The sequence below is a fragment of the Caulobacter sp. S45 genome (genome assembly GCF_009765965.1).
Lineage (GTDB): Bacteria > Pseudomonadota > Alphaproteobacteria > Caulobacterales > Caulobacteraceae > CAHJWH01.
This window is the reverse complement of the sequence record NZ_LMUL01000014.1, coordinates 2,088,138-2,107,786: the sequence shown is the minus strand read 5'-3', so window position 1 is coordinate 2,107,786 and position 19,649 is coordinate 2,088,138. Positions and strand designations below refer to the sequence as shown.

General features: G+C 70.4%; 21 protein-coding genes and 2 tRNA genes. 12 read left to right on the top strand and 11 right to left on the bottom strand.

What is annotated here, in order from left to right; translation table 11 throughout:
• Positions 1-8: 8 nt before the first annotated feature.
• On the bottom strand, positions 9-608 hold the full coding sequence (locus tag GSQ87_RS16900; protein ID WP_158916490.1) for a hypothetical protein: 600 nt from the start codon (positions 606-608) through the stop codon (positions 9-11).
• 148 nt (positions 609-756) lie between these two features.
• Here GSQ87_RS16900 and coaBC point away from each other — a divergent pair, with 148 nt between their 5' ends.
• The 3 genes from coaBC (at position 757) to GSQ87_RS16885 (ending at position 4,349) form a co-directional block, all read left to right on the top strand.
• Positions 757-1,953, top strand: a complete 1,197-nt coding sequence (coaBC, locus tag GSQ87_RS16895) for a bifunctional phosphopantothenoylcysteine decarboxylase/phosphopantothenate--cysteine ligase CoaBC (protein WP_158916489.1) — start codon at positions 757-759, stop codon at positions 1,951-1,953.
• Positions 1,954-1,961: 8 nt separating this feature from the next.
• Positions 1,962-2,402 (top strand): dUTP diphosphatase, encoded by a 441-nt coding sequence (dut, locus tag GSQ87_RS16890; RefSeq protein WP_158917824.1) that lies wholly within the window; start codon positions 1,962-1,964, stop codon positions 2,400-2,402.
• Positions 2,403-2,603: 201 nt separating this feature from the next.
• Positions 2,604-4,349 carry an ABC-F family ATP-binding cassette domain-containing protein gene (locus tag GSQ87_RS16885; protein ID WP_158917822.1) on the top strand — a complete coding sequence of 582 codons (1,746 nt, stop codon included), beginning with the start codon at positions 2,604-2,606 and terminating at the stop codon, positions 4,347-4,349.
• Between the two features lie 130 nt (positions 4,350-4,479).
• Here the strand turns inward: GSQ87_RS16885 and pgeF are convergent, their stop codons facing one another.
• From pgeF to GSQ87_RS16865, 4 genes are all read right to left on the bottom strand, one after another.
• Positions 4,480-5,256 carry a peptidoglycan editing factor PgeF gene (pgeF, locus tag GSQ87_RS16880; RefSeq protein WP_158916488.1) on the bottom strand — a complete coding sequence of 259 codons (777 nt, stop codon included), beginning with the start codon at positions 5,254-5,256 and terminating at the stop codon, positions 4,480-4,482.
• The gene (locus GSQ87_RS16875; protein ID WP_158917820.1) at positions 5,253-6,332 is read right to left on the bottom strand and encodes a class I SAM-dependent methyltransferase; all 1,080 of its coding nucleotides are present in this window, start codon (positions 6,330-6,332) and stop codon (positions 5,253-5,255) included. The genes pgeF and GSQ87_RS16875 overlap by 4 nt, the downstream gene beginning before the upstream one ends.
• A gap of 40 nt (positions 6,333-6,372) precedes the next feature.
• The gene (lgt, locus tag GSQ87_RS16870) at positions 6,373-7,254 is read right to left on the bottom strand and encodes a prolipoprotein diacylglyceryl transferase (RefSeq protein ID WP_158916487.1); all 882 of its coding nucleotides are present in this window, start codon (positions 7,252-7,254) and stop codon (positions 6,373-6,375) included.
• Positions 7,255-7,331: 77 nt separating this feature from the next.
• Entirely contained in the window at positions 7,332-8,054 is a 723-nt protein-coding gene (locus GSQ87_RS16865; RefSeq protein ID WP_158916486.1) for an SIMPL domain-containing protein, read from the bottom strand.
• Between the two features lie 129 nt (positions 8,055-8,183).
• Here GSQ87_RS16865 and GSQ87_RS16860 point away from each other — a divergent pair.
• Positions 8,184-8,259 (top strand) — tRNA-Ile (locus GSQ87_RS16860).
• Between the two features lie 45 nt (positions 8,260-8,304).
• Here the strand turns inward: GSQ87_RS16860 and GSQ87_RS16855 are convergent.
• On the bottom strand, positions 8,305-8,835 hold the full coding sequence (locus tag GSQ87_RS16855; protein ID WP_158916485.1) for an SHOCT domain-containing protein: 531 nt from the start codon (positions 8,833-8,835) through the stop codon (positions 8,305-8,307).
• Between the two features lie 113 nt (positions 8,836-8,948).
• Entirely contained in the window at positions 8,949-9,668 is a 720-nt protein-coding gene (gene rph, locus GSQ87_RS16850; protein WP_158916484.1) for a ribonuclease PH, read from the bottom strand.
• Between rph and hrcA the strand changes: the two genes are divergently transcribed.
• From hrcA to GSQ87_RS16815, 7 genes are all read left to right on the top strand, one after another.
• Complete coding sequence (hrcA, locus tag GSQ87_RS16845) at positions 9,657-10,826, top strand: heat-inducible transcriptional repressor HrcA (protein WP_254063043.1); 1,170 nt, start codon at positions 9,657-9,659, stop codon at positions 10,824-10,826. The two genes, rph and hrcA, sit on opposite strands and share 12 nt — an antisense overlap.
• A gap of 49 nt (positions 10,827-10,875) precedes the next feature.
• Positions 10,876-11,496 (top strand): nucleotide exchange factor GrpE, encoded by a 621-nt coding sequence (grpE, locus tag GSQ87_RS16840; RefSeq protein WP_371416704.1) that lies wholly within the window; start codon positions 10,876-10,878, stop codon positions 11,494-11,496.
• Positions 11,497-11,516: 20 nt separating this feature from the next.
• Positions 11,517-11,909, top strand: a complete 393-nt coding sequence (locus GSQ87_RS16835; protein WP_158916482.1) for a hypothetical protein — start codon at positions 11,517-11,519, stop codon at positions 11,907-11,909.
• Between the two features lie 66 nt (positions 11,910-11,975).
• On the top strand, positions 11,976-13,154 hold the full coding sequence (gene rlmN, locus GSQ87_RS16830) for a 23S rRNA (adenine(2503)-C(2))-methyltransferase RlmN (RefSeq protein ID WP_158916481.1): 1,179 nt from the start codon (positions 11,976-11,978) through the stop codon (positions 13,152-13,154).
• A gap of 144 nt (positions 13,155-13,298) precedes the next feature.
• Positions 13,299-14,063 carry an SDR family oxidoreductase gene (locus GSQ87_RS16825; protein WP_158916480.1) on the top strand — a complete coding sequence of 255 codons (765 nt, stop codon included), beginning with the start codon at positions 13,299-13,301 and terminating at the stop codon, positions 14,061-14,063.
• A gap of 9 nt (positions 14,064-14,072) precedes the next feature.
• On the top strand, positions 14,073-14,453 hold the full coding sequence (gene folB, locus GSQ87_RS16820; protein ID WP_254063041.1) for a dihydroneopterin aldolase: 381 nt from the start codon (positions 14,073-14,075) through the stop codon (positions 14,451-14,453).
• A 67-nt stretch (positions 14,454-14,520) separates the two neighbouring features.
• Positions 14,521-15,099 (top strand): NifU family protein, encoded by a 579-nt coding sequence (locus GSQ87_RS16815; RefSeq protein ID WP_158916479.1) that lies wholly within the window; start codon positions 14,521-14,523, stop codon positions 15,097-15,099.
• Between the two features lie 7 nt (positions 15,100-15,106).
• On the opposite strand, the gene GSQ87_RS16810 is transcribed toward GSQ87_RS16815, so the two are convergent.
• Positions 15,107-15,463: a helix-turn-helix transcriptional regulator gene (locus GSQ87_RS16810; RefSeq protein WP_158916478.1), complete on the bottom strand. Its 357-nt coding sequence runs from the start codon at positions 15,461-15,463 to the stop codon at positions 15,107-15,109.
• Positions 15,464-15,538: 75 nt separating this feature from the next.
• A tRNA-Sec gene (locus GSQ87_RS16805) sits at positions 15,539-15,631 on the bottom strand.
• Positions 15,632-15,748: 117 nt separating this feature from the next.
• On the opposite strand from GSQ87_RS16805, the gene GSQ87_RS16800 reads away from it, so the two are divergent.
• A complete protein-coding gene (locus GSQ87_RS16800) occupies positions 15,749-16,285 on the top strand; it encodes a CcdC protein domain-containing protein (protein WP_158916477.1) in 537 nt (178 codons plus the stop codon).
• Here the strand turns inward: GSQ87_RS16800 and selB are convergent.
• Entirely contained in the window at positions 16,282-18,204 is a 1,923-nt protein-coding gene (gene selB / locus GSQ87_RS16795) for a selenocysteine-specific translation elongation factor (RefSeq protein ID WP_158916476.1), read from the bottom strand. The two genes, GSQ87_RS16800 and selB, sit on opposite strands and share 4 nt — an antisense overlap.
• Positions 18,201-19,616, bottom strand: coding sequence for an L-seryl-tRNA(Sec) selenium transferase (gene selA, locus GSQ87_RS16790; RefSeq protein WP_216839364.1), 1,416 nt, complete (start codon positions 19,614-19,616; stop codon positions 18,201-18,203). The genes selB and selA overlap by 4 nt, the downstream gene beginning before the upstream one ends.
• Positions 19,617-19,649 lie beyond the last annotated feature (33 nt).

Below are 19,649 nucleotides of genomic sequence, written 5' to 3'. Positions count from 1 at the left end.
GATTTTTCTCAGTTTTCGCTTTGACCGCCCTGCCCGCCATAGCCGCCGCCGTCGCTGCGACCATAGTTGCGGCGCGAGCGGGCGTGATAATCGCCGCCGCCCTCGGCCTCGCGCGCCTTCTGCGCCGCCCAGTAGGCCTTGCCTTCCTGCGGCTTGAGGATGGTGCGCGGCGCCCCGTCGCGGGTGAACACGCCGAACAGGTTGGCCTTGGGGTCGTACATCAGCCGGTCGCCGTTGCTGCGGGTGATGATCTCGGTCCCGTGGGGTGGGTGATCTCCGAACGCATGCACCTTGGTCAGGAAGTCGTCGAGCGTCCGCGCGCCCAAGGACTGCCCATCGCGTCGGAAATGGTATTCGGCCTGATCGCGGGCGTCATGCTCACGAGTCTGGCTCCACATCGGTTCGCCATGGAACATCGGGACCGGCGGACGTGGACCGTCGTCGCCATATCCACCACCCCCGCTGGAACGGTTGGCGTGGCGATCCGCGGCGTAGGCCTGGCCGCCATTGCTGGCCGAGGCGGCCTCGTTGCGATTGCATGCCGACAGCGCCCCCGCCGCAAGCACGCCCAACAAAGCCGCACAGCTCGCGGCGCGAAGAGATACCATTTCACAGCCCCAGGTTTGATATATGCCCCGGCGACCATAACTTGAGATTTCGCCTCCTGCATACCCTTTTTGTTCTCATTTGCCCGCGAAGGCTGACGGCCGCCCGGGAACGCGGTAATCAGCGGACCATGGACGAGGGATTCGGCCGATGAGCGCGCAGCGTGTGCTGCTGATCGTGGGGGGCGGGATCGCCGCCTACAAGGCGCTGGAACTGACGCGCCTGCTGCGCAAGCAGGGGATCGAGGTGCGCCCGATCCTGACCCGCGCCGGCGCCCAGTTCATCACGCCCCTGTCGCTGTCGGCCCTGTGCGAGGACAAGGTCTACACCGAGCTCTTCTCGCTCACCGACGAGGCGGAGATGGGCCATATCGAGCTGTCGCGCTCGGCCGACCTGATCGTGGTGGCGCCGGCGACCGCCGACCTGATGGCCAAGGCGGCGCACGGCGTGGCCGACGACCTGGCCTCGACCACCCTGCTGGCCACCGACACCGCCGTGCTGATGGCGCCGGCGATGAACGTGCGGATGTGGACGCACGCGGCCACCCGGCGGAACCTGGCGACGCTCAAGGCGGACGGCGTGAGCTTCGTCGGTCCAGACGAGGGTCCGATGGCCTGTGGCGAGTTCGGCGAGGGTCGGCTGGCCGAACCGCCCGCGATCCTGGACGCGATCCTGGCGGCGTTGAAGCGCGGGACCCGAGGTGCGCTGAGCGGCCGCCGCGCCCTGGTCACCGCCGGCCCGACCCGCGAGCCGATCGACCCGGTGCGCTACATCAGCAACCATTCCAGCGGCAAGCAGGGCTACGCCATCGCCGAGGCCTTGGCCGACCTGGGCGCCGAGGTGACGCTGGTTTCCGGCCCGACCGGCCTGCCCGCTCCGATCGGCGTGCGCCGGGTGGACGTAGAGACGGCGAGCGAGATGCAGGCCGCCTGCGACGCCGCCCTGCCAGCGGATGTCGCGGTGCTGGTGGCGGCGGTGGCCGACTGGCGGCCGGCGAGTTCGGCCCACCTCAAGATCAAGAAGGGGGCGAGCGGACCCGAGCCGATCGCCCTGGTCGAGAACCCCGACATCCTCGCCGCGCTGTCGGCGCCCGGCCCGACCCGTCCGAGGCTGGTGGTCGGCTTCGCGGCCGAGACCAACGACCTGGAAGCCAACGCCCGGGCCAAGCTGGCCCGCAAGGGCTGCGACTGGATCATGGCCAACGACGTCGGCCGCTCTGGGGTGTTCGGCGGCGACGACAACGAGATGGTGCTGGTGACAGCGTCTGGGATCGAGCCCTGGGGGGCGGCGTCCAAGACCGTCCTGGCGCGCCGGCTGGCGCAACGGATTGCGGAGATGTTTGCTTGACCCTGAAGATGGCCCTGTTGCGCCTGCCTCATCACGAGGGGCTGGAGACGCCCGCCTACGCCAGCACGGGGGCGGCCGGCATGGACCTGCGCGCCGCCGTGCCCGAGGACGCGCCGATCACGCTGAAGCCCGGCGCCCGCGCCCTGATCCCCACCGGCCTGCAGATCGCGGTGCCCGAGGGCTATGAGGCCCAGGTGCGCCCGCGTTCCGGCCTGGCGCTCAAGCACGGGATCACCTGCCTGAACTCGCCCGGCACCATCGACAGCGACTATCGCGGCGAGGTGGGCGTGATCCTGGCCAATCTTGGTCAGGAGGACTTCGTGGTGCGTCGGGGCGAGCGCGTCGCCCAACTGGTCGTCGCCGCCCACGCGCGGGTGGAGTGGCTGCAGGTCGACGCCCACGACGAGACCGGCCGCGGCGCCGGCGGCTTCGGCTCCACGGGACGCTGAAGGCCGCGTCTCCGGTCGGCTTTGCGCCCAATCGCCGGATAGCCTAGATAGGGGCCATCCTCCCCCTGTCACGTCGGAGACCGAGCCCACGGCTCGCGTCCCGGCGCGCGCTTACCTGGTTCCCTCGTGGCCTCCAAACCCAAGACCCTCGCTCGCCCGCCGATCGCTGCGCTGAAGGACGTGCGGCTAGCCGATGGGCCCATGCAGCTGTTCGAGGGCGTCGACCTGGCGCTCGAACCGCGCGTGCGCGCCTGCCTGGTCGGGCGCAACGGCGCGGGCAAGTCGACCCTGATGCGCATCCTGGCCGGCCTGGTGCAGCCCGACGACGGCGAGCGCTTCCTCCAGCCGGGCGCGCGGATCGCCATGGTGCTGCAGGAGCCGGAGATCACCGGCGAGACCCTGCTCGACTACGCCACCTCCGGCGGGGCGCTGGATTACCGCGCCGAGACCGAACTGCAGACCTTCGACCTCGACCCGACCAAGCCGACCAAGGGCCTGTCGGGCGGCGAGACCCGGCGCGCGGCGCTGGCCAAGGCGTTCGCCGAGGAGCCGGACCTGATCCTGCTCGACGAGCCGACCAACCACCTGGACATCTTCGCCATCCAGACCCTGGAGCAGGAGCTGTCGTCCTGCCGCGCGGCCGCCCTGATCGTCAGCCACGACCGCGCCTTCCTCAACCGCGTCACCCAGCGCTGCTTCTGGCTGTCCAACCGCAAGGTGCGGACCCTGGACGAGAGCTTCGCGGTGTTCGACGCCTGGGCCGAGAAGGTCGAGGCGGAAGAGGCCGAACAGCTGCGCCGCCTGACCAAGGCCATCGAGCGCGAGACCTACACCTTCTATCGCTCGATCACCGCGCGCCGCAGCCGCAACGAGGGCCGCGCACGGGGGCTGGAGGCCATGCGCGCCACCCGCGCGCTCGCCATGCGCGACCAGCCGCGCGAGCTGCAGATGGCGATGGACGCGGGTGAGAGCTCCGGCCGTCTGGTGGCCGAGGCCAAGAACGTCTCCAAGGCCTGGGGCGACAAGGTGGTGACCAAGAGCTTCTCCACCCGCATCCTGCGCGGCGACCGGGTGGCCCTGGTCGGGCCCAACGGCGCGGGCAAGACCACCATGGTGCGCGTGCTGCTGGGCGAGATCGCCCCGGACGCGGGCGAGGTGCGGCTGGGCTCCAACCTACAGGTCGCCTACCTGGACCAGACCCGCGCCGACCTGAACGAGAACACCACCCTGTGGGAGGTGCTGGCGCCGGGCGGCGGAGACAGCCTGCTGGTGCGCGGCGTCAGCAAGCATGTGGCCGCCTACGCCAAGGAGTTCCTGTTCAAGGACAGCCAGCTGCGCCAGCCGGTGCGGACCCTGTCCGGCGGGGAGCGCAACCGCCTGCTGCTGGCCCGCGCCCTGGCCACGCCGGCCAACCTGATGGTGCTCGACGAACCGACCAACGACCTGGACATGGACACGCTCGACCTCTTGGAAGAGCTGCTGGCCGACTATGACGGCACCCTGATCCTGGTCAGCCACGACCGCGACTTCATCGACCGGCTGGCCACCTCGACCATCGCGCTCGACGGGCGCGGCAACACGGTGGAGACGCCCGGCGGCTGGCAGGACCTGCTGCGGCAGAACCCGGACTTCTTCAAGGGCGGCGGCTCTCCGGCGCGCGCCTCGTCGTCCGCCGTCCCGGCCAAGGGCGCGGAGCCGGTCAAGAAACTCGCCAAGCTGTCGTTCAAGGACCAGCATCGGCTGGGCGAACTGGAGGCCCTGATCGAGCGCCTGCCCGGCGAGATCGTCAAGCAGGAGGCCGCGCTCGCCGACCCCGGCCTGTACGCCCGCGACCCCAAGGGCTTCGACGGGCTGATGGCCCAGCTCGACAAGGCCCGCGCCCAGCTGAGCGCGGCGGAGACCGAATGGTTCGCGCTGGAGGAGAAGCGGACGGCCCTGGTAGGGTAGGCCTGAATGCGCCCTTCGAGACGCCCCTTCGGGGCTCCTCAGGATGACGCAGGTTTTTGCATTCCGCTGAACTTCGTCATGCTGAGGAGCGCTCTATGAGAGCGCGTCTCGAAGCACGCAAGGAACCACCTCACCCCAGCATGATCGCCGACAGCAGCCGGCCATAGTCGCCCTCGCTGCGCTTCACCGCGCGGCGGTTAGAAAAGAAGAGCGCCTCCTCGGCGCAGGTGTCGTGGCCGATCCAGCTCGTCTGCCCCACCTTGGCGCGCGCCAGCCGGTCGAGCACGAAGGCCGGCAGGTCGAACATGCGCTTGTCGTTGGTCGCGCCCGGGCGGAAGCAGGCTTCGGCCTCCGGCGCCTTGGCCATGAAGGCGTCCAGGAAATCCAAGCCGACCTCGTAGCTCGCCGGGCCGATGCAGGGGCCGACCACCGCGGTGATCCGCGAGGGCTCCGCGCCCGCCTCGACCATCTTCTCCACCGTCGCCTGCACGATCCCACCCAAGGCGCCGCGCCAGCCGGCGTGGCAAGCGGCGACGACCCGCGCCTCCGCGTCGGCGAACAGCACTGGCGCGCAGTCCGCCGCCAGCGCGCCGCAGACCAGGCCCGGCGTGGTGGTGACAACCCCGTCCGCCTCGTGCTTCGCCGCGCCCCAGGGCGCGTCAGCCGACACCGCGATCGTGGAATGGATCTGGTAGCAGGTCAGCAGGTGGCCCACCTCGGCGCCGAAATGCCCGGCGGCGCGCGCCCGGTTCTCGGCCACCGCACCCGGATCGTCCCGCGAGCCGCGCCCGACGTTCAGGCTGGCGTAGATTCCGGCCGACACCCCGCCCTGGCGGCTGAAGAAGGCGTGCCTCACCCCCGGCAGGGCGTCGAGGCTGGGGTGGGTCAGGACGGGAAGCGGGTTCACGGACCCTCCTCGAAGCCGGGAACGGAGAGCCCGTTCTGATGGATCGCCAACGCCTTGAACAGGGCGCCCATCTGGTCGTTATCGATCAACCGGGCGAGTTGGCGGCCGATGCGGTCCTCCAGGTCCGGCCGCGCGCGGATCAACGCCGCCGCCCGCAGCTCGATCCCGAGCCGGCGCAGCAAAGCGCCCTGGCCCAGGATCGGGCTTACCTCCGCACCGGCGGCCAGGGCCGCGGCGACCACGGTGGGGAAGTCGGCGTACACGGTGATGTCCGCCTCGCCGGGGTCCGCCAGGGGATCGACCTTCCGGTGGCGGATCACGGCCTGCAAGGTGTCGCCCGCCTCGACCCGGTCGCGCCCATAGTCGATCAGCAGGGCCGCGCCGCCGTCCTGCGCCACCCGCGCGCCGACCTGAGCCCCGAACTTGGCCTGGGCCGGGGAAAGCTCCACCACCACCCCTTCGGACGTCTGCTCCAGGCCCGGCGGGGGTTGGAAGTCCGGCGGCGGAGGCGCAAGGCCGAAGGCCAGCCTCCCTTCGTCGTCCAGCCCGATCCGCCGCTCGGCCCAGGCTCCCCCCATACGCAGGAACTGGCGCGCGGGCAGGCAGTCCAGCAGCTCGTTGGCGACCAGGATTATCGGCGCGCCGTCGGGAACCTGGGCCAGTCGCGCCGCCCAACGCAGCGGTTGCCCGGCGAGCCGTTCGGCCTGGAGCTTGCGCAGCGGCTCGCTCGGCTCGACCAGCCACAGGTCCGCCGCCTCCAGCAGGCCCGGGGCGCGCGTCAAGGCGCGGAGCGCATCGCTCATCAGCTTGCCGTCGCCGGGACCCACCTCCACCAGCCGGAAAGACGACGGCCGGCCGAGCCGGACCCAGACCTCGGCGATCCAGGTCCCGATCAGCTCGCCGAACATCTGCGAGACCAGGGGGGCGGTGACGAAATCCCCGTCCGCTCCCAGACGCGGGCGGGTGGCGTAGTAGCCGTGCTGGGGATCGTGCAGGCAGGCGGTCATATAGTCCGCCGCCGTCATCGGACCGTCCTCGGCGATCCGCTCCGCCAGCCGGCGCGCCAGGGGCGTCATGGCCAAGGACGTCGAGAACCGGGTCAAGGGCGGCGAACCGTCAGCGGCCGGGCTGATCCAGCGGCGGGGCGGCGATCTCCGCCTCGGCCTCGCCATCCATCACCGGTGCGGGCGGAGCCACGGCGGCGGGACGCCGCGCGTAGAGGATCAGTGCGATCCCGGCCACCACCATGGGCGCCGACAGCATCATCCCCATGGTCAGGCCGAGCGGGAAATGGGGCATGTCGCGATCGGGCTCGCGCACATTCTCCAGGCTGATGCGGGCCAGGCCATAGAACAACAGGAACAGGCCGGTGATCATCCCGCGGCGCGGCAGCAGCTTGGCCCCGTGCGTGGCCCAGCGCAGGATCGAGAACAACACGATCCCCTCCAGCCCGGCCTCATAGAGCTGGCTGGGATGGCGCGGTTCCGGCCCGGCGTGGGGGAAGATGATCCCCCAGGGCACGCTGGTCGGCCGCCCCCACAGTTCGCCGTTGATGAAGTTGGCCAGCCGGCCGAAGAACAGGCCGATCGGCACGCAGGGCGCGGTCAGGTCGCCCAGGCGCAACAGGTCGATCTTGTTGGCGCGCGAGAAGAAGTAGAGCGCGATGATCACCCCGATCATCCCGCCGTGGAAGCTCATCCCGCCGTGCCAGGCCTTGAGGATCTCCAGCGGGTCGGTCCAGATGACGCTGGTGTTGTAGAACAGGATCGAGCCGATCCGCCCGCCGCCGACGATGCCCAGCGCCACCCACAGCACCAGGTCGTCGACCTGACGCTCGTCGGCGACGGCGGCGGTCCCGCGCCAGAGGCGTGCAGACTTGACCAGGGCCACGGCGTAGCGCCAGCCCAGCAGGATGCCGGCCACATAGGCCAGGGCGTACCACCGGATCGCCAAGGGCCCGATCTGGACCAGCACCGGGTTGAAGTGCGGAAACGGCAAGCGGCGCTCCGAGGCTCAAGCGATTCGAACGAGCTTTAGCAGGCGTCGGCGCTGGCGTCCCCCTCCGCGCGGAGACGCTAGCGTGACAGTTCGTAGAGCCCGCTGACCGAGACGCCGACGGTCAGCTCGCCAGCCTCCACCGGGGTCGCCACCTTGCGCGCGGCGAAGGCCATCGGCGCGGCCATGATGCGGGGCTGGTATCCGCCGCCACCTTCCGACAGCCGCACCAGCCGCTGGATGCGATAGCCGGTCGCCTGGGCGTAGAGATCAGCCTTGGCCTGCAACGCCTTCAGCGCCTCTCGGCGGGCGGCGTCCTCGGCCGCATGGGGCTCGGCGAGCTGGAAGCCGATGCTGTCGATCTGGTTGGCCCCCGCCGCGACCAGGGCGTCGACCACCGGGCCGACCCGTCCCATGTCGCGCAGCCGGACGGAGACGGTGTTGGACGCCTGGTAGCCGGTCAGCCGGCGCGGCGCCTTGCCGTCGTCGAAATACTGGGGGTCGAGGCTGAGGTTGGAGGTCTGGATGTCGGCCGGGGCCACGCCCTGGGCCTTCAGCGCCGCGACCGTGGCGGTCATCCGCGTGGCGTTGCGGGCGAGCGCCTCCGCCGCCGTCGCCCCCTCGGTGCGCACGCCCAGCCCGATCACCGCCAGGTCCGGCGCCGTACGCACCTCGCCCTCCGCCGACAGGCTGAGCGTGGTGGCGCGGAACTCGGCCGCCTGTTCGTCCTGAGCCCGAGCCATGGGGGCGGTCCCGACCGCCAGGACCAGCGCCAACGCGCCGACCGGTAAAAGCGCCTTCATGCCCTTAGCCTCCTGGACCCTGCTGACGACATCGCCACCGATTTGCGGCCGAAGTTGGAGCGGCGGCGCGGCGTGCCCGGCCCTTTGCGCGCGGCGGAGCAAAATGCTACCCGCTCCCCTCCCCACCTGGGGCCCGTAGCTCAATGGTTAGAGCCGGCCGCTCATAACGGTCTGGTTGCAGGTTCGAGTCCTGCCGGGCCTACCAACGCTCGGAACTGCATGGGGCTTGAGGCCTGCGACAAGCCCAGGCTTACAGATCGAGAAGTTGCCGTTTCTTCTTGGCAAACTCCTCGTCGGTCAGGACGCCTGACTTCCTGAGGTTTTCCAGTGCCGCGATCTCGGCCGCTACGCCGACGTTCGCCATCGCACCTATGTTGGCCACACTTACAGGGGCGTGATCGAATTCGTTCTTTATCCGCTCAAGCGCCCTCTCGACCGCTCGCCGGACCGATCCCTTTTGGGAGAAATAGAAAACGATCGCCAAAATCGAAAATATACCGAAAACAAACAGTCCGATGAATATCAACACCCAGAACATAAACGAAGGTCGGTAGTGGACATCGGCCAATACGAGATATCCGCCCTCCGCCGGCCTAATCTTTATCCGCGCCGTCGTCGCACGAGTGATTGACCCAAATGATTTTTCGATCCCGGTAAGAACCAGGGACTCGCCCTCCACCTGGGTTGTTTGGGCGATGGTCGAGAAATGAGATTTTATCTTCTTTCCGACCGCATTCATGTCTTCGGAAGACAGTAGCCGCGTGCTCAACTCGTAGCGCATTTATCCCCCAGCCCCAAAGCCAAGCAAAACCCCAAACCCAGCTTCCAGCTTACAACCGCAGACGGCAAGCCCGTTAGCGAACCCTCGAGTCGAGCTGGAGACGTGGTCAGGCGCTAAACGCCGCCCACCGCCGCCTTCTGCAGCCCGCACAGCTCCACCACGCCTGCCCGCGCCAGACTGAACAGGGCCTCGAACTCGGCCTGGCTGAAGCCGCGCTTTTCGCCGGTGGCCTGGATTTCCACGATCTGGCCCGCGCCAGTGAGGACGAAATTCGAATCCGCTTCCGCCCCGCTGTCCTCCTCGTAGTCCAGGTCCAGGCGCGGCTCGCCGTCGATCACGCCGCAGGAGATGGCGGCGACCTGGTCCAGCATGGGGTCGCGCTTGAGCACGCCCTCGGCCTGCAGGTAGTCGAAGGTCTGCTTCAGGGCGACCCAGGCGCCGGTGATGGCGGCGGTGCGGGTGCCGCCGTCGGCCTGGATCACGTCGCAGTCGACCACGAACTGCCGTTCGCCCAGCGCCTTGAGGTCGACCACGGCGCGCAGGCTGCGGCCGATCAGCCGCTGGATCTCCTGGGTGCGGCCGGACTGCTTGCCGACGGCGGCCTCGCGGCGGCCGCGGGTGTGGGTGGCGCGGGGCAGCATGCCGTACTCCGCCGTCACCCAGCCCTGGCCCTTGCCCTTGAGGAAACCGGGCACGCCTTCTTCCAGACTGACGGTGACCAGCACCTTGGTGTGGCCGAAGCTGACCAGGCACGAGCCCTCGGCGTAGCGGTTGACGCCGGTCTCCAGCGTGACGGGACGGAGGGAGGCGGGGGAACGGTCATGTGCGCGCATGTGCGCCACCTAGACGAACCTCTTCGCGTCCACCACCATATACTGACCATCATGTCGTTCACCGCCCCCCCGCGCCCGCCCCTCACCGCCGGCAGCCTGCTCGCCCTGGAGCGCGCGGCTTCGCTGGGCGTGCTGGACGAGCGCGCCCGCGACATCTTCCGCCGGATCGTGGAGACCTACCTGGAGACCGGCGAGCCGGTGGGCTCGCGCACGGTGTCGCGGGGCGGGGTGCAGCTGTCCTCCGCCTCGATCCGCAACACCATGCAGGACCTGACCCAGCTCGGCCTGCTGGCCGCGCCGCACACCAGCGCCGGGCGGCTGCCGACCCATGCGGGCCTGCGGCTGTTCGTCGACGGGCTGATGGAAGTCGGCGACGTCGGCGAGGAGGATCGCCAGATCATCGAGGCGCGGCTGGCCGGCCGTGGCCGCAGCTTCCAGGAGGCTCTGGACGAGGCCAGCATCCTGCTGTCGGGCCTGGCCGGCGGGGCGGGCGTGGTGGTGACGCCGGTGCGCGACTCAGGCGTCAAGCACGTGGAGTTCGTGCCGCTCAGCCCCGGCCAGACCCTGGTGGTGATCGTGTTCGACGACGGCTCGGTGGAGAACCGGCTGATGAACACCCCGCCGGGCCTGACCCCGTCGGTGCTGCAGGAGGCCTCCAACTTTCTCGCCGCCCGGCTACGGGGCCGCACCCTGGCCGAGACCAAGGTCGAGATCGCCTTCGAACTGGACCGCGCCCGGCGCGAGTTGAACGAGACCGCCGCCCGCCTGGTCGAGGACGGCCTGGCCGCCTGGAGCGGCGGCGAGGAGGCTCAGCGCGCCCTGATCGTGCGCGGGCGCGGCAACCTGCTGGCCGACGCCTCGGCGCGCGAGGACCTGGATCGGGTGCGGATGCTGTTCGACGACCTGGAGCAGAAGGAACAGCTGATCGGCCTGCTCGACGACGTGCGCGAAGCCGAGGGCGTGCGCATCTTCATCGGGGCTGAGACGCGTCTGTTCTCGCTTTCGGGTTCCGCCGTGATCGCGGCGCCCTATATGACCGGCAAGCAGAAGGTGGTGGGCGCGATCGGGGTGATCGGGCCCGCGCGCCTGAACTACGCCCGGGTCATCCCCCTGGTGGATTACACCGCCCGCGTGCTCGGCCGTCTGCTGGACGGCTGAAGGGCGCGCCTAAGACAGAGAGACAAGCCGAATGGCCGAATACGACGACATGGACGACGGCGCGGAACACGAGGACGACGCCATCGATCCGGGCTCGACGCTCGCCAAGCTGATGGCGGAGAACGCCGCGCTCAAAGATCAGGCCATGCGCTACGCCGCGGAGGCCGAGAACACCCGCCGCCGGGCCGAACGGGAGTCCAACGACGCGCGCGCCTACGCCATCCAGAAGTTCGCCCGCGACCTGCTCGACGCTTCCGACAACCTGTCGCGCGCGGTCCAGCATGCGCCGCGCGATGTCGCCGACCCGGCGGTGAAGAACTTCGTCATGGGCGTGGAGATGAGCGACAAGGCGTTGCAGACCGCCTTCGAACGCAACGGGCTGAAGCGCGTGAACCCCGCGCGCGGCGACAAGTTCGACCCGCACATGCATCAGGCGGTGACCGAACAGCCGGCCGAGGGCGTGCCGCCCGGCGGCGTGGTCCAGGTGCTGCAGGCCGGCTACGAGCTGTTCGGCCGCATCGTGCGCCCGGCCATGGTGGCGGTGACGCCCAAGGGCTCGGGAGCCGCCGCCGATATGTCGGCCGAAGCTTCGGCGACGAGCGAAGGGGCCAACCCCTACAGCCAGGACGACCAGGGCGCCGCCGGCTCGACGGTGAACGCCAAGGCCTGAAGCGCCAGGGCCTGAAGCGAATGGCTGGGAGATGGGGCGCCGGATGGACGGGACATCGCGTCCTGCTGGCCCTCCTGATCCTGGCCACAGCCTGCCCGGTCGCGGCGCAGGACAGGAAGAAGCGCCGCCCCGTCCCGCCGCCGGCGGCCAGCGTCCCGGCCGAGCCCGCCCCTGTCGCCCCACCGCTGATCCGACCCGCTGCGCCCCCGCAGTTGCGTTCGGCGGTGCGCTCGACCAGCTCGCGGACGGCGGTCGTGGGGCGCTCGACCACCGCCCAGTGCCGCGCCAGCTGCGCCGGAGGGCGGGTGAGCTGCCTCGCCAGTCCCGACGACACTAGCGGCTGCGGCCCGCGCTGGACCCAGTGCCTGTCGGATTGCGCGGGCCTGGGCTACAGCCGCGCCCCACCCCGCTAGGCGCGATTGGAGCCGCAAAGACGCACCCCGGCTGACGAAAGCGCGAAAATCCCTTATATCCTGCCGATGGACGACGCCGCCCAGACGTTCACCCTCGACCTGTCCCACCGCCCCGCCTCGCCTGCGGTCGCGCCCCTGCGCAATCTCGCCGGGCTGACGCGGGCCGAGCTGACGGCGGTCCTGGTGGAGACCGGGGCCGTGCCGGCGGACAAGGCGCGGATGCGCGCCAGCCAGCTCTGGCGCTGGATCCACCATTTCGGCGTCGCCGGTTTCGACCGCATGACCGACATCTCCAAGGAGATGCGCACCACCCTGGCCGAGCACTTCGTGGTCGCCCGGCCCGAGATCGTCGAGCGTCAGGTCAGCCGCGACGGCACGCGCAAGTGGCTGCTGCGTTTCGCGCCGGGCATCGAGGCGGAGACCGTCTACATCCCCGACGTCGGTCGCGCCGGCGCGCTCTGCGTATCCAGCCAGGTCGGCTGCACGCTGAACTGCACCTTCTGCCATACCGGCACCCAGGCCCTGGTGCGCAACCTGACGGCCGCCGAGATCGTCGCCCAAGTGCAGGTGGCCCGCGACGACCTGGAGGAATGGCCCTCGCCGCGCGAGGAGCGCCGCCTGTCCAACATCGTGTTCATGGGCATGGGCGAGCCGCTCTACAATCTCGACAACGTCGCCGCCGCCATCGACATCGTCTCCGACAACGAGGGCATCGCGCTTTCACGCCGCCGGATCACCGTCTCGACCTCCGGCGTCGTGCCGGAGTTGATCCCGCTGGGCGACCGGACCCAGGCCATGCTGGCCATCTCGCTGCACGCCACCAACGACGCGCTGCGCGACGAGCTGGTGCCGCTGAACAAGAAGTATCCGCTCGACCACCTGATGGCCGGCATCCGGGCCTATCCGGGCCTGTCCAACGCACGGCGCGTGACCTTCGAATATGTGATGCTGAAGGGGATCAACGACAGCCCGGCCGAGGCGCGCGCCTTGGTGAAACTGATCCAGGGCCTGCCGGCCAAGGTCAATCTGATCCCGTTCAACCCCTGGCCGGGCTCGCCCTACCAATGCTCCGACTGGGGGACGATCGAGACCTTCGCCGCGATCCTGAACCGCGCCGGCTACGCCTCGCCGATCCGCACCCCCCGCGGTCGCGACATCCTCGCCGCCTGCGGCCAGCTCAAGTCCGAGAGCGAGAAGGTCCGCGCCAGTGCACGGCGGGCGCTGGAGACGGAAACCGCCGACTGAGGCAAGGCGGTTGCGGCGCCGTCGCCCCACCGCTACACCGCCTGCAAGCTCAAGGGTTCCGCCATGGCCGCCATCCTGCCGATCTTCCTGTTCATCGTCGCCGTGATCGCGGTGAATTGCATCGAGTTCGGCCGCCCCGACTAGATGCCCGCCACACCCGTCGCTCTCGTCACCGGCGGCGCTCGCCGGGTCGGCCGGACCATCTGCCTGGCCCTGGCCGAGGCGGGCTATGATGTCGCCGTACACCATCGCGGCGCCCCCGATGCGGCGCTCGAAACCGTCGCAGGCATCCAGGTGCTTGGCCGCCAAGCCGCCCCCGTCGCCGCCGATCTGACCATCGAAGCCGAGACCCGCGACCTGCTCGCCCAGGCCGCCGGCAAGCTCGCCCCGCCTACCCTGCTGGTGAACTGCGCCTCGCTGTTCGAGGACGACCGGGTCGGCGCCCTGTCGCGTGACAGCTGGGACGCGCACATGCAGACCAACCTGCGCGCACCGCTGGTGCTGGCCGAGGCCTTCGCCGCCCAGGTCCCGACGGACGCGGAAGACGGCGAGGCGGCCATCGTCAACATCCTCGACCAGCGGGTGCTGAAACCCAACCCGCAGTTCTTCTCCTACACGCTCAGCAAGTGCGCCCTGTGGACGGCGACGCGGATGCTAGCCCAGGCCCTGGCGCCGCGCGTGCGCGTGAACGGGGTCGGCCCCGGCCCCACCCTGCCCTCGATCCACCAGGACGCCGCAGTCTTCGCCCGCGAAGCCGCCTCCATCCCGCTCGCCCGCGCCTCCAAGCCCGAAGAGATCGCCCAGGCGGTGGTCTATCTGGCCCGCGCCCGCGCAGTCACCGGCCAGATGCTGGCGGTCGACGGCGGCCAGCACCTCGCCTGGCGCACTCCCGACATCATCGACGACTGAGGCCGCGCCTTGCCCGATATCCATCCCACCCCGGTCCGGACCGAGGCGCTGTCCGTGTTCGTCGAGGGCTTGGCGCTCAGCGCCGAGGTCGGCCTGTATCCGCACGAGCGCGGCCGGTTCCAGCCCCTGTCGGTGGATGTGGAGCTGTATCTTAGCCCGGCCCACGTCGCCGGCATCAGCGGCACGGTCAATTACGAGACCCTGGTGGACAAGGCCAAGGCGCTCGCCGCCTCCGGCCACATCGAGCTGGTCGAGACCTTCGCCGAACGGCTGGCGGCGGCCTGCATGGACCATCCGCGCGCGCAAAGGGTGCGGGTGCGGGTGCGCAAACCCGAAGCCATCGCCGGCGCCGACGCGGCGGGCGTGGAGTTGACCGCCGTGCGCGCCTAGACGCCACAGCTTGCGCCGGCGCCGCGCGCACGCCATCTGAAGACGGCCTTCACGAGAGTTCCCGCCCGTGTTCATCCAGACCGAATCCACGCCCAACCCGCTGACCCTGAAGTTCCTGCCGGGCCGCGACGTCACCGGCGAGGGCAGCCGCGAATTCCGCTCGCCGGAAGAGGCCGAGGCCTCGCCCCTGGCCAAGGCGCTGTTCGAGATCGACGGCGTGGCGCGGGTGTTCTTCGGCCCGGACTTCCTCACCGTCACCCGCCACGCCGGCGACCTGGAATGGCGCCAGCTCAAGGCCCCGATCCTGGCCCAGGTGATGGAGCACTACACCTCCGGCCAACCGCTCTACGCCGAGGGGCTGTCGGAAGGCGGCGGTCATGACGACGAGATCGTCTACGAGGGCGACACCGCCCAGATCGTCACCGAGATCAAGGACCTGCTCGACACCCGCATCCGCCCGGCCGTGGCCCAGGACGGTGGCGACATCCTGTTCAACCGCTTCGATGCGGCGACGGGGATCGTCTACCTGCACATGCGGGGCTCATGCTCGGGCTGCCCGTCTTCGGCCGCGACCCTGAAGTCCGGGGTGGAGAACCTGCTGAAGCACTACGTGCCCGAAGTGACGGCGGTGGAGCAGTCGCTCTAATCGCCACTCAGTCCGACCCGTACAGGATCATCGCCGGGCTGACGCCGAGCGCCTGGGCGTAGGCGCGGGCGGCTTCGTCGGGGATGTCGTTGGCGCCGTTCTCGTGGGCGCGCACAGTGGCCAGGTTGACCCCGCAGATCTCCGCCAGTTGGCCCCGCGTGCGCCCGACCCGCTCGCGCAGGGCCTTCAACCGCTCGCCCTGGGAGCCGGTGGTCACCTTGCGCCGATCGTCGGCCAGCACGCCGAACCGGCGGGCGGTGGCGGAGATGATGCGGATGGCCTTGGCCACGGCCTCCTGCTCCGCATCGAAGCCGTACTGGCCGAGCAGAAGGTGCGCCCGCTTCAGCGTCTCCAGGTCATCCATGGGTCGGCCCCCTAGGGCGTGAACGATTCACCTTGCGATCATGCCCCAATTCGGCGGCGGGACAGAGGGGCGACGTGGCGGAGGCGGATGGGAATCGAACCCACCGCCCGCTGTTGGCGGGCCACTGGTTTTGAAGACCAGGAGGGCCACCAGACCCTTATCGCCTCCGTGATCGATGCTGGCATTTGAAGTCCGCCGCGTCGAGCCGCGCCTTATGTCGAAACCGTCACCCGCCAACGTTGCAAATGTGGTTTCCTGCCGCCTAAGCTAGCACGGGGGACAACTATGCATTCTGGAAGCCCGATTCCATCCTATCTCGTCTTCGGCGTCGTCATCCTGCTGATATTCGCATTCCGCATCCGGCGGATGAGCAAGCCTCGGCGCCTGCGGCTGGAGGTGATGTGGGTGCTGCCGGCGATCCTCCTGCTGGCGACCGTGGCGCTACTGGTCCAGTACCCGCCTCGGGGGCTGGAGTGGGCCTGGCTGGCCCTGGTGCTGATTGTCGGCGGCGGCCTGGGCTGGGTTCGCGGCCGTCTGATCCCGATCACGGTCGATCCGGAAACCCACCTGCTCAACACCCGCACCTCGCCGGCCGCCCTGGCCTTCCTCGCCGTGCTGTTCGTGATCCGGTTCGGCGCGCGGGCGGCGCTGACGACGCAGGCCTCCAGCCTGCACATAGCCACCGCCCTGATCACCGACGGCTTCGTCGTGCTGGCGACTGGCCTGTTCGCGGTTTCCCGCCTGGAGATGTGGCTGCGCGCACGACGCCTGCTGGCGCAGGCCAAGGGCGCCGGGTTCGGCGGCGCCGTGGTCAATCCCTAGTCGCCGGAGGGCGGGCCATCCGTCTGTGGGCCCAACATCCGCCGGTCCCCCTGGCGGCGGGTGAAGCGGAGCACGTCCAGGTATTCCAGCAGCGGCACGCTGAACTTGCGCGACATGCCGAGCGCCGCCCCGATCTCGCCCGTGGACAGGCCCTGGCCCCCGAGCAACGGTCGCAGCCGCTTCTGGGCATCGGCGACGGCGTCAGGATGGAAGAAGACCTCCCGCTTCTGCACCCGGTCGAAGGTGCGCACCGCGCGGCCGTCCTTGGCGAGCTGGTCGAGGACGCGGCGCGCCAGGGGCGTGGGAGCGAGCGCTTCGACGTCGGGCGGACCCAGGCCGCCCTGACGCAACAGCTCCACCAACCGCTGAGCGATGGCGACGACCTGGCGAGCCTGGCTCTCGGCGTCGGCGCGGCGCGGCGGCAGGCGCACCACGCCGCCCTCCAGGCGGATCACGCCCTCGGCGGCCAGCAGGCTCAACGCGTGATCCAGCACCGCTTCCCCGACGTGAGGGACCAGGGCGGCGAGCCGGCGGCGGGCGATCCCGTTCGGCTGGCTCTCCGCCTGTCCGGCCAGCACCTTCCGGATGCGGGCCTGGACCGAGGCGAAGGCGTCCACCGTGATGGCGATATCGCCCACGATGCGCGCGGACGCCTCACCGACCATGACCCTTGCACGCCCGGGCGACACGCCCGCGAGGCGGCTCAGCCGGTCGAGCGACGCGCCGGACGCGCCGGACGCTTTCAGGGCTTGCAACACGATCTGCTCGGGCGTGGCCTCGACCAAGGCGCCGAGTTCGGCCAGGACACCCGCATCGCGCCGACGCCGGCGACGGGCGGCCGGGTCCAGCACTATGCCACCCGCCACCGTGTGGGCGGGAGAGGCGATCCGCAGCACGAACCGTTCCCGCGCCAGCACCGACACCGGTTCGGTGCAGTCGAGCTGGGCCAAGGCGGGCATACCGGCTTCGAGCGTATCCCGGTCGAGCAGGCGCAGCCGCGCCTCGACCTCCGCCGTGCCGAACAGCAGCATCAGCCGCGTCCCATTGCGTAGCGACCCCGCCCCGACCACCGCGCGCAGCTCCACGCTCAGCCATGTCGAGAGCGGCGCCAGGCCGGGCGCGATCAGGGCCGAGCCACGCGGCGCATCGGCGGGTTCGACGCCCCTCAGGTTCACCGCCACCCGCTGGCCGGGCCACGCCACCGCCGCCGGCCGGCCATGCACCTGAAGGCCCCGCACCCGCGCCGGCCGCTCGCCCGGCGTCAGCACCAGCTCGGCGTCGGCCCTCAGCTCGCCGCGCCGCAGCGTGCCCGTGACCACCGTGCCGTGACCGGCGAGGGAAAAGGCGCGGTCGATCGGCAGGTAGGGGAAGCCGTCGTCCGGCTGGGGTTCGATGGCTTCGGCCAGATCGACGATGGCCTGATGCAGGGGCGCCAGGTCCGATCCGACGGTGATCGACATGGCCGGAAGAACGATGGGTTCGAGCCCCACCCGCCTGACCGCCTCGGCCGCCGCCTCACCCACCTGGGCGGCGGTCTGTTGCTCCACTAGATCGGCCTTGGTCACCGCCACCAACACCCGTTTCAGGCCGAGCAGGGCGGCGATGTCGAGGTGTTCGAGGGTCTGCGGCTTCACCCCCTCGTTGGCGGCCACCACCAGGAGCGCGGCGTCCACGCCGGTCGCGCCGGAGACCAGGGTGCGCACGAACCGCTCGTGGCCCGGCATGTCGATGAAGTCGACCTCCACCTCGCCGAAGCGGGCGTGGGCGAAGCCCAGCGCAATGGAGATGCCGCGCCGTTTCTCTTCCGGCAGGCGGTCGGTGTCCGTGCCGGTCAGGGCGCGCACCAGGCTCGTTTTACCGTGGTCGACGTGGCCGATGACGCCGAGCGTCAGTCGGCGCAAACGCTGTGGGTTGCTCATTCCACCAGCGCGGCGATCAGCGCCTCGGCCAGGATGTCCAGCTCCTCGTCGGCGACGGTGAGCATGTCGAGCGTCAGGGCGCCGTCGGCGATCCGTCCCACCACGGCCGGGACGCTAGCCCGCAGCCGCGCGGCCAAGGGCTCCGGCTTGGGACCCTCAAGACGAACCGAGACGCTCTGCATCGCCTCCCCCGGCAAGGCGCCGCCGCCCGCATAGGCGGTGGAGGGCTCGACACGCGCCTCGACCTCGCCCGCCAGGGCCGCCGCAAGCCGCTCGGCCCGCGCCTGGAGCTGGTCAGGCGTCTGCGCCAGCATGGCTAGGACCGGGATCGAGGCCGCCGCCCGCGCCGGGTCGCGATAGAGCTTGAGCGTCGCCTCCAGGGCGGCCAGCGCCATCTTGTCCAGTCGCACGGCCCGCAGCAGGGGATGACGCCTGAGCGGGTCGAGCGCGGCGCGCCGGCCCGCCAGCAAGCCGGCCTGAGGTCCACCCATCAGCTTATCGCCGCTGAACGCCACCAGGTCGGCGCCGGCGTCCAGGCTGTCGCGCACCGTGGGCTCGTATGGCCGGCCGAGGCCGCGCAGGTCGGTCAGCGCCCCGCCGCCCAGGTCGTGCATCAGCATCAGGCCCCGCGCCCGCGCCAGCCCCGAAAGCTCCTCCAGCGAGGCCTCGGCGGTGAAGCCCACCACGCGATAGTTGCTCTGGTGCACCTTCAACAGCACGCGGGTCTCGGGCGTGATGGCGGCGGCGTAGTCGGCGAGGCGTGTCCGGTTGGTGGTCCCGACCTCGACCAGCCGCGCGCCGCCCTGGCGGATCACGTCGGGGATGCGGAAGCCGCCGCCGATCTCGACCAGCTCGCCGCGCGAGACGATCACCTCGCCCCCGCCGGCCAGGGCGCTGAGCGCCAGCAGCACGGCGGCGGCGGCGTTGTTCACCGCCAGCCCGGCCTCGGCGCCGGTCAGCTCTCGGATCAGCGGCTCGACGCCCTGGGTGCGCGAGCCCCGCTGACCCGTCGCCAGATCGAACTCCAGGTTGGAATAGCCCCGGCCCGCCTGGACCACCGCCTCCAGCGCCGCCGCCGGCATGGGCGCGCGGCCGAGATTGGTGTGCAGCACCACGCCGGTGGCGTTGATCACCCGCCGCAGCACCGGCTTGGCCGCCCGGGCCAGTCGCGCCTCGGCCTGGGCTAGCAAGCCGTCCTCGTCGGGGGTCGTCGCCGTCTCGTCCGAGAGCAGGCCCTCGCGAACTGCGTCCAGTGCGCCACGCAGCGCCGCCACCACTTCCTCGCGGGAGTAGGTCGTGATCAGCACATGCGCGCGCGAATGCTCCAGCAGGCGCTGGACCTGGGGCAGGGCGCGCAGTCGGGTCGATCTGGAGCCGGTATCGTCCACGTCTTCGCCTATATGGGGGAGCAAGGCTCCGTTCCAGAGAGCATAACCCAGGGCCGA